The sequence below is a fragment of the Rathayibacter sp. AY1E8 genome (assembly GCF_002931415.1).
Classification (GTDB): domain Bacteria; phylum Actinomycetota; class Actinomycetes; order Actinomycetales; family Microbacteriaceae; genus Rathayibacter.
In genome coordinates this window covers 1-12,367 of sequence record NZ_PSVI01000058.1, presented here as the reverse complement: position 1 = coordinate 12,367, position 12,367 = coordinate 1, and the positions used below count along the sequence as shown (strand labels likewise).

The following is a 12,367-nucleotide window of genomic DNA, read 5'->3' as shown; positions in this document are numbered from 1 at the left end:
CCCGCGGCGAACGCGCCCCGCTCCACCCATCGCAACCACCTCGCGAAGCCGACCGCGAGGGGCCGCGCAGGGAGCGGCCCCTCAACGAACACCGCCGTCGTGGGAATCGCGTGCCAAGCGATTCACCCGCGGCGAACGCGCCCCGCTCCACCCATCGCAACCACCTCGCGAATCCGACCGCGAGGGGCCGCGCAGGGAGCGGCCCCGCAACGAACACAGCCGCGTGCCAAGCGATTCACCCGCGGCGAACGCACCCCGCTCCACCCATCGCGACCACCTCCCCAAGCCGACCGCGAGGAGCCGCGCAGGGAGCGGCCCAACCCACGAGCCGTCGTGGGAATCGCGTGCCAAGCGATTCCCGCGCGGCGATCGCACCCCGCTCCACCCATCGCGACCACCTCTCCAGGCCGACCGCGAGGAGCCGCGCAGGGAGCGGCTCCTTAAGAGCGCAGCCGCTCGAGCACGACCGCGGCGAGCGATTCGGCGAGGCGGTCGGCCGTCTCCTGCGTCTTCGCTTCGACCATGACGCGCACCATCGGCTCGGTGCCGGAGGGGCGCAGGAGCACGCGGCCGTCGCTGCCGAGCTCGGCGGTGGCGTCGGCGACGGCGGAGGCGATGACCTCGTCGTCGCGGACGCCCTCGCGGTCGACGCCGCGCACGTTGAGGAGGGTCTGCGGGAAGACGGACATGACTGCGGCCAGGTCGGCGATCGTGCGTCCGGTCCGGGCCATCTCGGCCGCGAGCTGGAGGCCGGTGAGCACCCCGTCGCCGGTGGTGGCGTAGCGGCTCATGATGACGTGGCCGGACTGCTCCCCGCCGAGCGAGTAGCCGCCGTCGTTCATCGCCTCGAGGACGTAGCGGTCGCCGACCGCGGTCTCGATGACGCGGATGCCGGCGGCGCGCATGGCGAGCTTGAGGCCGAGGTTGCTCATGACGGTGGCCACGAGGACGTCGTCGCGCAGGGCGCCGCGGCGGGCCATGGCTGTCGCGAGGATCGCCATGATCTGGTCGCCGTCGACGATGCGGCCCTCGGCGTCCACTGCGAGGCAGCGGTCGGCGTCGCCGTCGTGGGCGATGCCGATGTCGGCGCCGGCCGCGCGGACGGCGTCGGCGACGTTATCGAGGTGGGTGGAGCCCACTCCGTCGTTGATGTTGAGGCCGTCGGGGTCGTTGCCGATGACGGTGACGGTCGCTCCGGCGTCGGTGAACAGTTGGGGCGAGATGCCGGCGGCGGCGCCGTGCGCGCAGTCGATGACCACGTGCAGGCCGTCGAGACGGGTGCCCTCGAGGGATCCGAGCAGGTGGAGGACGTAACGGTCCTCCGCGTCGGAGAAGCGGGTGATGCGGCCGACGTCGGCTCCGGTCGGCGTGAGCGGGGGGACTCCGAGGGCCGCTTCGATGCGGTTCTCGAGCTCGTCCGGGAGTTTGCGTCCGCCTGCGGCGAAGAACTTGATGCCGTTGTCGGCGGCGGGGTTGTGCGAGGCCGAGATCATCACGCCGAAGTCGGCGTTCTCGTCGGCGATGAGGTAGGCGGTGGCGGGCGTCGGGATGACGCCGGCGTCGAGCACGTCGACTCCAGCGCTCGCGAGACCCGCCGCGACCGCGGCTCCGATGAACTGACCGGAGATGCGGGGGTCGCGGGCGAGCACGGCGACGGGCCGACGGCCCTCGGCCCGGGCGGCCGCTCCGAGTACACGGGCGGCCGCCTGGGCGAGGCCGAGAGCCAGGTCGGCCGTGACCTCGCGATTCGCGAGGCCACGGACGCCGTCTGTTCCGAACAGGCGCGGCATGGTGCGCAGTCCCTTCTCGAGCTGCTGGTCGTGCGGCCGTCAGGCCGCGTCGACTAGCGCTTCGAGAACTGGGACGCCTTGCGGGCCTTCTTGAGACCGGCCTTCTTGCGCTCGATGACGCGGGCGTCGCGGGTCAGGAAGCCCGCCTTCTTCAGGATCGCGCGGTTGTTCTCGCGGTCGATCTCGTTGAGTGCACGGGCGATGGCGAGGCGCAGCGCGCCGGCCTGACCGGAGGGGCCGCCGCCGGTGATCTTGGCGACCACGTCGTAGGAGCCGATCAGGTCGAGCACCTTGAAGGGGTCGGTGATCAGCTGCTGGTGCAGCTTGTTGGGGAAGTACTCCGCGAACTCGCGGGCGTTGACGGTCATGCCGCCGTTGCCGGGGACGAGGCGCACGCGGGCGATGGCCTGCTTGCGTCGGCCCACGGCTGCGCCGGAGACGTTGAGGACGGCGCGGGGCGTCGTGGACGCCTCGGTGGCCGGGCTTTCGGTGGAGTAGCTCTCGGGAGCCACGTCGATCTGGTCTGCGATCTTCGCCACGGTGTAGGTGATCCTTTGTCTTCGAAGTCTGGGGTGTCGGGGAGGGCCGGAGCCTACTGGGCGACCTGGGTGAAGGCGTACGCCTGCGGCTGCTGGGCCGCGTGGGGGTGCTCGGATCCCGTGTAGACCTTCAGCTTGCGCAGCTGGGCGCGGCCGAGGGAGTTCTTGGGGAGCATGCCGCGGATGGCCTTCTCGACGGCGCGGACCGGGTTCTTCTCGAGGAGCTCGGCGTACGTGGTGGCCGAGAGGCCGCCCGGGTAGCCGGAGTGGCGGTAGGCCTTCTTCTGGAGGAGCTTCTGGCCGGTGAGGGCGACCTTCTCCGCGTTGACGATGATGACGAAGTCGCCCATGTCCATGTGCGGCGCGAAGGTGGCCTTGTGCTTGCCGCGCAGGAGCGCCGCGGCGTGGGTGGCGAGACGGCCGAGCACGACGTCGGACGCGTCGATGACGATCCAGTCGTGCTGGACGTCAGCCGGCTTCGGAGAAAAAGTGCGAGTCACGTGAGTGCTGCTTTCTGGTCGGAGTGAGGTGTTCGTGGATCCCGCTCCGTGGCCGTTCGACCCGCGAGGGGCCGAACCGATCCGGTGGAGGGCTCAACTTCGGGCGCTCGGCACACGGCCGAAAACACCAAGGGTCGACATTACAGCAAAGCCCCCGTGCGGCCAAGCACGGATCGTGGCGGCAGGGGCTCCGGCGGCGGGAGGTGCGACCCGAGCCGCCACGGGTCGCGGGGCGCGGGCGCGCGCCCTCGCCTCACTCCGAGTCCTCCGGGTCCGGCCCCTCGGTCCGCACGGTGCGCTTCGCGCGGGTGAGCAGGGCCCGCTCGGCGAGCGCGTCGTCCTCGGGGTAGTCGACCTCGCGGAGGATGAGGCCGCGGGCCGGCATCACCGCGAACGCGTTGGTCCGTCGGGCGGCGTCCCGGAGCAGCGGGACCGCCCCCGCCTCGAGCTTCCCGGCGCCGACCGCGACGCACGCCCCCACGAGGGCCCGCACCATGCTGTGGCAGAAGGCGTCCGCGCGCAGGTGGGCGTGCAGGACTCCGTCGGCGTCTCGCTCCCAGGTGAAGTCGAGCAGGCTCCGGATGGTGGTGGCCCCTGCGCGGGCACGGCAGAACGACGCGTAGTCGTGCAGGCCCAGGAGCGAGCGGGCCGCGGCCGACATCGCGTCGAGGTCGAGGGAGTCGTTGATCCAGGTGGTGTACGTGCGGTCGAGCGGGTGGCGCATCGAGGAGGCGTCGGCCAGCCGGTACTCGTACCGCCGCCAGCGCGCCGAGAACCGCGCGTCGAACCCCTCCGGCGCCTCCGTCACCCGGTGCACCGAGACGTCGGTGTACTGCCCGAGGATCCCGCGGAGCCGCCGCTCCAGGATCGACGCGGGCGGGAACGGCTCCTCCCCCGGTCGGCGCCGGCCGGTGCTGATGCGGCCCCACTGCTCGGGGGTGAGGTCGACGTGGGCGACCTGGGCGCTGGCGTGCACGCCGACGTCGGTGCGCCCGGCGACCGTCACGGTCGGGTGCTGCTCGGAGCGCAGCACCAGGGCGAGCGACTCCTCGAGCACCCCCTGCACGGTGCGGAGGCCGGGCTGCTTGGCCCACCCGGAGAAGTGCGAGCCGTCGTAGGCCAGGTCGAGGCGGACGCGGTGCATCAGACGAGTCTAGAGCGCGCCGTGGTCGCGGCTCAGGCGACCGCGAGCGGGACGTCGACGGCCGCCAGGGCCGAGACCGCCTAGCCGACCAGCGTCGACTGCTCGCCGACCGAGGAGACGATCCGCGCCTCCCAGCCGCCTGCGAGCACGGCCAGCTCGGAGGGAGCGGAGGCGATGCCCTGCACCCCGTAGGCGGCCGTGCCCAGCGAGACCGGCACGGCGCCGAGCGCCTCGCCCGCACCGGTGAAGGTCTCGACGAGGGGCCCGCGGTGCAGCGTCAGCACGACGACCGGATCGCCGCCGTCGACGGCGTAGGAGCACGTGTCTCCCGCGGCGGTGATCGACACGGTGCCCGCCGTCGAGCCGGCCTCCTGCTCGACGAGGGAGGCGGGGAGAGCGGTCGCGCAGTCCACGCCCTCGCTCGACGGCACGGAGGGCACGGAGGGCACGGTCGGTGCGGCCGACGGTACCGGAGGCGTGCTCGCGAGGCCCGCCGACTCCGGCACGTCGATCACCTCGCCGGAGGCGCAGCCGCTCACTACGCCCGCGAGTGCCAGGGCGAGGAGCGCCGCAGCAGCCGAGGAGGGCAGTCGCACAGGAGTCCTCCGAGGATCGTCGGCGCGGACCCCGGGAGCGCCGGTCGTGACGCGGCCGCACCCGACGAGCGCAGCCGTGCCATCGTAAGCGACGATTCGCGCCACTCGGCCCCGTGGAACGACGAGAGCCCCCCGCCCCGGAGGGGACGGAGGGCTCTCGGGAGAGCGGGCGTGACTACTTGGTCGCGCCGGTCTCCTCGACAGGAGCGTCCTGCGCGGCGTCCTCGACGGGAGCGTCCTGCACGGGCGCCTCCTCGACGGGGGTCTCCTCGGCAGTGGTCTCCTCGGCGGGGGCCTCGTCCACCGGAGCGGACACGGGCGCCGTGGCGGTGCGCGACTTCTTCGCCTTGGGCGTGACGGGCTCGAGGACGAGCTCGATCACGGCCATGGGCGCGTTGTCTCCCTTGCGGGGGCCGATCTTGGTGATGCGGGTGTAGCCGCCCTCGCGCTCGGCGACGAGCGGAGCGATCTCGGTGAAGAGCTCGTGGACGACCGACTTGTCGCCGATCGTCGCGAGGACGCGACGGCGGGCGTGCAGATCGCCGCGCTTGGCGAAGGTCACCAGGCGCTCGGCGAGCGGACGAAGGCGCTTGGCCTTGGTCTCGGTCGTCTTGATGCTCTTGTGCGTGAACAGGGCCGCGGCCAGGTTCGCCAGCAGCAGGCGCTCGTGTGCGGGTCCGCCTCCGAGGCGGGGGCCCTTGGTGGGCTTGGGCATGGGTTTACTCCAGTACTAAAGGGGTGTCAGCAGGTCGGACGCGAGGAGCCGGGGCTCCGGAGCGGAGGACCTAGATGCTCTCGTCGTCGTAGCTGTAGAAGTGGGCGCCGTCGAACCCGGGGACCGAGTCCTTGAGCGACAGGCCGAGCTCCGTCAGCTTCTCCTTGACCTCATCCACCGACTTCTGACCGAAGTTGCGGATGTTCATGAGCTGCGTCTCCGAGAGGGCGACGAGCTCATTGACGTTGTTGATGCCCTCGCGCTTGAGGCAGTTGTAGCTGCGCACCGAGAGGTCGAGGTCCTCGATGGGCATGGACAGCTCGGTCGAGAGGACCGCGTCGACCGGCGCGGGGCCGATCTCGATGCCCTCGGCCGCGTTGTTCAGCTCGCGGGCGAGACCGAACAGCTCGGTCAGCGTGCGTCCGGCGGAGGCGATGGCGTCGCGCGGCGAGATCGCCGCCTTCGTCTCCACGTCCACGACCAGGCGGTCGAAGTCGGTGCGCTCGCCGGCACGGGTGGCCTCGACGCGGTAGGTGACCTTCAGCACGGGCGAGTAGATCGAGTCGACCGGGATCTGGCCGGCCTCGGAGAACTCGCTGCGGTTCTGGGTCGCCGAGACGTAGCCGCGGCCGCGCTCGATCGTGAGCTCGAGCTCGAACTTCGCCTTGTCGTTCAGCGTGGCGATGACGAGCTCCGGGTTGTGGATCTCGACACCGGCCGGAGCCGAGATGTCCGCGGCGGTGACCTGGCCGGCTCCCTGCTTGCGCAGGTAGGCGGTGATCGGCTCGTCGTGCTCGGAGGAGACGACGAGTCCCTTGATGTTCAGGATGATCTCGGTGACGTCCTCGCGGACGCCCGGGACGGTCGTGAACTCGTGCAGGACTCCGTCGATCCGGATGCTGGTGACAGCAGCGCCGGGGATGGAGGACAGCAGGGTGCGACGCAGCGAGTTGCCGAGCGTGTAGCCGAAGCCGGGCTCGAGGGGCTCGATGACGAAGCGGGAACGGAACTCCGAGATGTTCTCCTCGGTGAGCGTCGGACGCTGTGCGATAAGCACTGATGATTCCTTTCGATCACGTGTCCGCTATATGACACGTGCGTTTGCGAGGTGTGGAGTTGTGAAAGAAATGCGCGATCCGTCGGCCGGCCGCACTCCCCGCCCGGAGGCGGTTCGTGCGGCCGGCCGACGGCTGCGAGTGCTGCTTAGACGCGACGACGCTTGGGCGGGCGGCAGCCGTTGTGCGCCTGCGGGGTGACGTCGTTGATCGAGCCGACCTCGAGGCCTGCGGCCTGGAGCGAGCGGATCGCGGTCTCACGACCCGAGCCGGGGCCCTTCACGAAGACGTCCACCTTCTTCATGCCGTGCTCCTGAGCCTGGCGCGCGGCCGACTCGGCGGCGAGCTGGGCGGCGAACGGCGTCGACTTGCGCGAGCCCTTGAAGCCGACTCCACCGGACGAGGCCCAGCTGATGACGGCCCCGGAGGGGTCGGTGATCGAGACGATGGTGTTGTTGAACGTCGACTTGATGTGGGCCTGGCCCACAGCGATGTTCTTCTTCTCCTTGCGGCGCGGCTTGCGCGCGGCCGACTTGGGGGTAGCCAATTCTGTATCTCCTCTAGGTCCGTGTCGCCCGCGTTACTTGCGGCCGGCCTTCTTCTTGCCGGCGACGGTGCGCTTGGGTCCCTTGCGGGTGCGCGCGTTCGTCTTGGTGCGCTGTCCACGGACCGGGAGGCCGCGACGGTGGCGGAGGCCCTCGTACGAGCCGATCTCGACCTTGCGGCGGATGTCGGCGGCGACCTCGCGGCGGAGGTCGCCCTCCACCTTGTAGTTGCCCTCGATGTAGTCGCGGAGCGAGACGAGCTGGTCGTCGCTGAGGTCCTTGACGCGGATGTTGCCGTCGATCCCGGTGTCGCTCAGGGTCTTGAGCGCGCGAGTGCGGCCGACACCGTAGATGTAGGTCAGTGCGACCTCCACGCGCTTCTCGCGCGGGATGTCTACTCCTGCCAGACGTGCCATTGTGGCTTCTCCTGTGAGTGAGTGGAGGTGTGAAGCAGCACCGGTGCCTCGGCCTCCGACCGAAGGTGTCCTCGCCGTCCACCCCGGGGTCGCCGGGGTGCTGCGCGATTTCTGGTGCTGCGGGTGTGTTCAGTTGTGCAGTGGGGGCGGCACGCCGCCCCTGCGCTCCCTCGCGGAAGCAGCGGGACTAGCCCTGGCGCTGCTTGTGGCGGGGGTTGCTGCTGCAGATGACCATCACGTTGCCGTGGCGGCGGATGATCTTGCAGTGGTCGCAGATGCGCTTGACGCTGGGGTTGACCTTCATTGTTCTTGTCCTTGTTTTCGCTGGCGTCGTGCTCCCGGCGGATGCCGGGGCCGTTCCTTACAGGACACGCACGTCGCGAACGTCAGCGGAGCGAACGCCTACTTGTAGCGGTAGACGATCCGGCCGCGGGTCAGGTCGTAGGGGCTCAGCTCCACGATCACCCGGTCCTCGGGGAGGATCCGGATGTAGTGCTGACGCATCTTGCCCGAGATATGGGCGAGAACTTTGTGTCCGTTGGTCAGCTCCACGCGGAACATCGCGTTGGGGAGCGCCTCGACAACCGCACCTTCGATTTCGATGACACCGTCTTTTTTGGCCATAGCCTCACTGTCGTTCGGAAGTAGTGTGTGTACTGGTCGTGCGAATGTTTCCGCGACGATCCACCACCGGGCGAGAGCCCGGATCGGGGTTCGCGGGCATGCCGGAGCACGCGCAAAACACCAAGGGTCGATGCTACGCGAATCGCGGCCGTTCCGCCACCTCGGGCGTGTCGCCCCTTCCTCCGCCTCCGCGCCCGACGCGCGCCCCCTGCCGGGCCCCGCGTCCGCCGCCGCCTAGGCTGGCTCCGTCGAGCCGGAGGGAGAGCACATGGCGCGCACGACGAGGTCAGCGACCGCGAGGCGGAGCTGGTACTCGCACCCGGTGGTGACGATCCTGGCGGCGATCGCGGTCATCGCCCTGGTGCAGACCTTCTTCGTGAAGGTGTACACGGTGCCGACCGGCTCGATGGAGAACACCCTCCAGGGCGGCGGGTTCTTCGGCGACCGCATCCTGGTCGACCGCACCCTCGCCCTCCAGGGCGGGCCGGAGGAGGGGCAGATCGTCGTCTTCTCGCGCGACGCCGACTGGGGCGCGAGCGACGAGGCCGGCAGCCCCCTCTCCGAGATCGTGAAGACCTTCGGCGACGTCACCAGCATCGGCCCCTCCCACGAGGAGTTCCTCGTCAAGAGGCTGATCGCCGAGGGGGGCCACACCGTCTCCTGCTGCGACGCCGAGGGGCACGTGCTGGTCGACGGGAAGCCGCTGGACGAGTCCTACGTGTTCGAGGACTTCCCCTTCACCCCCGGGACCCTCGACTGCACGACGAGCCCCGCGTCCCTCCGATGCTTCGACGAGTACACCGTCCCCGAGAGCTCCCTCTTCGTCCTGGGCGACCACCGGTCGAACTCCAACGACTCGCTCGGCGAGTGCCGCGGCGCCGGCGGGCCGATCGACACGTGCGTGAAGACCGTGCCGATCGACAGGGTCACCGGACGCGTCTTCGCCGTGGCCTGGCCGCTCACCCGCTGGCGGCTGTTCTAGCGCTCCGCCCGAGCCGCCGCAGACGACGACGAGGTCCCCCGCGGGAAGCAGAGGACCTCGTCGTCGTTCACCGCCGTGCGGCCACGGGACTAGCCGCGGACGACCGCCACGACCCGGTCGAAGAGCGGATGCTCGGCCGTGAGGCCGGTGACCTCCGCCACGAACTCCTCCGGGGTGAGCGCGGCCAGCTTCTCGTGGAGCTCCACGCTCTGGGGGTCCTCGGGCACGTCGAAGCGCAGCGCGGCGCCGATCGCGGTGAGAAGGCCCTCCGGCGTGCGCCCGCGCTCGGCGAGCTCGGCCGCCGGTCCGATGAAGCGCTCGTGCCGCGACAGCTTCCGCAGCGGCTGGCGTCCCACCCGGTCGACCGTGTCGGTCAGGTACGGGTTGGCGAAGCGCTTCAGCGTCTTCTCGAGGTAGGCCTGCTGCTCCTCGTCGCTGAAGCCGTGCTTGGCCACGATGAGCGCCTTGGTGTCCTCGAGCGCGGCCTTGACCGCGTCGTGCACCTCGGGCATCGCCAGCGCGTCGGAGAGCTTGTGCGCTCCGGCCGCGAAGCCGGTGTAGGCGGCCGTCGCGTGGCCGGTGTTCACCGTGAAGAGCTTCCGCTCGATGAAGGGCTCGAGGTCGTCGACCCAGGTCGCGCCCGGGATCTCCGGCTCGGTGCCCTCGAACGGAGTGCGGTCGACGACCCACTCGAAGAAGCTCTCCACCGTCACGTCCAGGCCCTGGCCCGGGTCCTGGTTCGGGACGATGCGGTCCACCGCGGTGTCGGCGAAGACGGCGCGGGTGCGCAGGCGCTCCCACTCGTCCGCGCCGAGGTTCGCGGCGACCTCGGTCTGCAGGAGGCGCGTGGCGTTGATCGCGTTCTCGCAGGCCATGACCGCCAGCCGCGGCGCCGACTCGTCGCGGGCCGCGAGGCCCTTCGCGATCACGGGGGCGACGAAGCGCAGGATGTTCGGGCCGACGGCCGTGGTGACGATGTCGGCGGCGGCGATCTCGCGGACGAGAGCCTCCTCGTCGGCGGCCGAGTCGATCGCGCGGAAGCGGTCGACGACGTGCGTGGCCGCCTCCTCCCCCACCTCGTGCACCTCGTAGCTGTCGGCAGCGCCGAGGCGGCCGATCAGCTCGGAGTTGACGTCGGCGAAGACGAGCTCGTAGCCGGCGCCGTGCAGGATCAGGCCGACGAAGCCGCGGCCGATGTTGCCGGCGCCGAAGTGGACGGCGGTGGGCATCAGGAGTTGACCTCGCCCAGCAGGCTGTAGAGCGACTGCGCGTCCGGGGCGTCGAGGAGCTTCTGCACCTCGTCCTCCTCCGAGAAGATGATCGCGATCTTGGAGAGGATCTCGAGGTGCTCGTTGTCGACGCCGGCGATGCCGACGACGAAGCGCACCTCGTTGCCGTCCCAGTCGATCGGCTGCGCATAGCGCACGAACGAGAGGGCGGAGGAGCGGATCTCGTCCTTCGCGTCGTTGGTGCCGTGCGGGATGGCGAGCAGGTTGCCCATGTAGGTCGAGACGGTCGCCTCGCGGGCGAGCATGGCCTCGTAGTAGGCGGGGGTGACCGCGCCGACGCCGACCAGCATGTCGGCGGCCTCCTTGATGGCGGCCTCCTTCGTGGTGGCGGTGCCGGAGGCGTCGATCTGTCCGATGGTGAGCACGTCGCTCATGGGGTGCGTCCTTCCGTGGAGGTGCTGACAGCGAGGGAACCCGCAGGGGCGAGCGGAGCGTGTCCGCCCTGTCGCACCCTACGGGTTCCCTCCGAATGGTTGGCGTACTACTTGCCGTGCTGCTCCGCGACCAGCGAGACGACCTCGTCGTACTTCGGGCTGTTCATGAAGTTGTCCACGGAGACGTGGATCGCGCCCGGGGTGCGCTGGCGGGCGCGCTCCGTGAGCTCGGCCTGGGTGATGACCAGGTCCACGTCGTCCTCGAGAGCGGCGATCGCCTTGTTGGTGACCGTGACGTCCTCGAAGCCCGCCTTCTTCATCTTGTTCCGCAGCACCGAGGCGCCCATCGCGGACGAGCCCATGCCGGCGTCGCAGGCGAAGACGATGTTCCGGACCTGGGTCGCGGTGGCCGTGGCCCCCGCGGTCGAGGCGCCGGCCGAGTCCTGCGGAGCGTTGGCGCCGCGGGCGTTGATGAGCGAGCCGACGGCGCTCTCCTTGCCCTTGTTCGCCTCGTTGGCGGCGACGGCGGCGGCGAGCTTGTCGTCGCCCTCCTGCTCCGCGGCCAGGTCGCGCTTGCGGCCGGACCGGATGATGACCGAGGCCACCAGAAACGACACGGCGGTCGCGAGGATCACCGAGAGGATGACGCCGAGGAAGCTGTCGTTCGCGGTCTGCAGGAGCACCGCGATGATCGAGCCGGGCGAGGCGGGGGCGCGGAGGCCGGAGTTGAACGCGACGTTCGTCGCGACACCGGTCGCACCGCCGAGGATGACGGCCGCGAGCAGCGCCGGCTTCATCAGCACGTACGGGAAGTAGATCTCGTGGATGCCGCCGATGAAGTGGATGATCGCCGCACCGGGAGCGGAGGCGCGGGCCGCGCCGACGCCGAAGAACGCGAAGGCCAGGAGCACGCCCATGCCGGGGCCGGGGTTGGCCTCGAGGAGGAAGAGGTAGGACTTGCCCGCCTCCTCCGCCTGCTGGACGCCCAGCGGCGTGAGGATGCCGTGGTTGATGGCGTTGTTCAGGAAGAGGATCTTCGCCGGCTCGATGAAGAGCGAGGTCAGCGGGAGCAGGCCCGCGTTGACCAGGAACTCCACGCCCGCACCGAGGGCGGTCGAGAGGCCGACCACGAGCGGCGCGACGCCCGCGAAGGCGAGGAGCGCGAGGAGGAGGCCGAGGATTCCGGCGGAGAAGTTGTTGACCAGCATCTCGAAGCCGGGCTTGATCTTGCCGTCCCAGATCGAGTCGACCTTCTTCATGAGCCACGCCGACAGCGGGCCCATGATCATGGCGCCGATGAACATCGGGATGCCGGCGCCGACGATGACGCCCATGGTCGCGATGGTGCCGACCACGCCTCCGCGGGCGCCGTAGACCATGCGGCCGCCGGTGTTCGCGATGAGGAGCGGGAGGAGGTAGGTGATCATCGGGGCGACGAGGCCGGTGTTGACGACGTCGGGATCCGTGCTCCAGCCGCCGAACTGCTGGACCCAGGTGGCGTCGATGCCGAGGAGGGGGAGCCATCCGGTCTGGATGAAGAGGGCCGTGATGAAGCCCCAGGCGATGAAGGCCGCGATGTTCGGCATGACCATTCCCGAGAGGAAGGTGCCGAAGCGCTGGACGTGGACGCGCGCTCCACCGCGCGTCGACGTCGCTGACGTCGTTGTCATGTGGTGTGTTCTCCGATTTCTAGGGGCGGGCGGGCGGGCGGCTCGGCGAAGGACGTCCTCGACGCCCAGGCCCTGATGGCCGAGGACCCGTCCCTCGCGGACGACGTCAAGGCGCGGATCGCCGGGGG

At 70.3% G+C, this 12,367-nt stretch carries 15 protein-coding genes; 1 reads left to right on the top strand and 14 read right to left on the bottom strand.

What is annotated here, in order from left to right; translation table 11 throughout:
• Positions 1–440: 440 nt before the first annotated feature.
• The 11 genes from glmM to infA form a co-directional block, all read right to left on the bottom strand.
• A complete protein-coding gene (glmM, locus tag C5C74_RS14350; protein ID WP_104351772.1) occupies positions 441–1,790 on the bottom strand; it encodes a phosphoglucosamine mutase in 1,350 nt (449 codons plus the stop codon).
• Positions 1,791–1,843: 53 nt separating this feature from the next.
• Positions 1,844–2,329: a 30S ribosomal protein S9 gene (rpsI, locus tag C5C74_RS14345; protein ID WP_104225004.1), complete on the bottom strand. Its 486-nt coding sequence runs from the start codon at positions 2,327–2,329 to the stop codon at positions 1,844–1,846.
• 53 nt (positions 2,330–2,382) lie between these two features.
• Entirely contained in the window at positions 2,383–2,829 is a 447-nt protein-coding gene (gene rplM, locus C5C74_RS14340) for a 50S ribosomal protein L13 (RefSeq protein ID WP_104225003.1), read from the bottom strand.
• 253 nt (positions 2,830–3,082) lie between these two features.
• Entirely contained in the window at positions 3,083–3,973 is an 891-nt protein-coding gene (locus C5C74_RS14335; protein ID WP_104351771.1) for a tRNA pseudouridine(38-40) synthase TruA, read from the bottom strand.
• Between the two features lie 80 nt (positions 3,974–4,053).
• A complete protein-coding gene (locus tag C5C74_RS14330; RefSeq protein ID WP_104338060.1) occupies positions 4,054–4,569 on the bottom strand; it encodes a hypothetical protein in 516 nt (171 codons plus the stop codon).
• 175 nt (positions 4,570–4,744) lie between these two features.
• Entirely contained in the window at positions 4,745–5,284 is a 540-nt protein-coding gene (gene rplQ / locus C5C74_RS14325; protein WP_104225000.1) for a 50S ribosomal protein L17, read from the bottom strand.
• A gap of 70 nt (positions 5,285–5,354) precedes the next feature.
• A complete protein-coding gene (locus C5C74_RS14320) occupies positions 5,355–6,341 on the bottom strand; it encodes a DNA-directed RNA polymerase subunit alpha (RefSeq protein WP_104224999.1) in 987 nt (328 codons plus the stop codon).
• Positions 6,342–6,487: 146 nt separating this feature from the next.
• Positions 6,488–6,886, bottom strand: coding sequence for a 30S ribosomal protein S11 (gene rpsK, locus C5C74_RS14315; protein ID WP_055787170.1), 399 nt, complete (start codon positions 6,884–6,886; stop codon positions 6,488–6,490).
• 33 nt (positions 6,887–6,919) lie between these two features.
• Positions 6,920–7,300: a 30S ribosomal protein S13 gene (rpsM, locus tag C5C74_RS14310; protein WP_068251511.1), complete on the bottom strand. Its 381-nt coding sequence runs from the start codon at positions 7,298–7,300 to the stop codon at positions 6,920–6,922.
• Positions 7,301–7,487: 187 nt separating this feature from the next.
• On the bottom strand, positions 7,488–7,604 hold the full coding sequence (rpmJ, locus tag C5C74_RS14305; RefSeq protein WP_055787164.1) for a 50S ribosomal protein L36: 117 nt from the start codon (positions 7,602–7,604) through the stop codon (positions 7,488–7,490).
• 98 nt (positions 7,605–7,702) lie between these two features.
• Entirely contained in the window at positions 7,703–7,924 is a 222-nt protein-coding gene (infA, locus tag C5C74_RS14300; protein ID WP_022883252.1) for a translation initiation factor IF-1, read from the bottom strand.
• Positions 7,925–8,192: 268 nt separating this feature from the next.
• Here infA and lepB point away from each other — a divergent pair, with 268 nt between their 5' ends.
• On the top strand, positions 8,193–8,906 hold the full coding sequence (gene lepB / locus C5C74_RS14295) for a signal peptidase I (protein WP_104351770.1): 714 nt from the start codon (positions 8,193–8,195) through the stop codon (positions 8,904–8,906).
• Between the two features lie 89 nt (positions 8,907–8,995).
• Here lepB and C5C74_RS14290 read toward each other — a convergent pair whose 3' ends face one another.
• From C5C74_RS14290 to C5C74_RS14280, 3 genes are all read right to left on the bottom strand, one after another.
• Entirely contained in the window at positions 8,996–10,135 is a 1,140-nt protein-coding gene (locus C5C74_RS14290; RefSeq protein WP_104224997.1) for a mannitol-1-phosphate 5-dehydrogenase, read from the bottom strand.
• Positions 10,135–10,569, bottom strand: a complete 435-nt coding sequence (locus C5C74_RS14285) for a PTS sugar transporter subunit IIA (protein WP_104224996.1) — start codon at positions 10,567–10,569, stop codon at positions 10,135–10,137. The genes C5C74_RS14290 and C5C74_RS14285 overlap by 1 nt, the downstream gene beginning before the upstream one ends.
• A 107-nt stretch (positions 10,570–10,676) precedes the next feature.
• Positions 10,677–12,239 (bottom strand): PTS mannitol transporter subunit IICB, encoded by a 1,563-nt coding sequence (locus tag C5C74_RS14280; RefSeq protein WP_104224995.1) that lies wholly within the window; start codon positions 12,237–12,239, stop codon positions 10,677–10,679.
• Positions 12,240–12,367 lie beyond the last annotated feature (128 nt).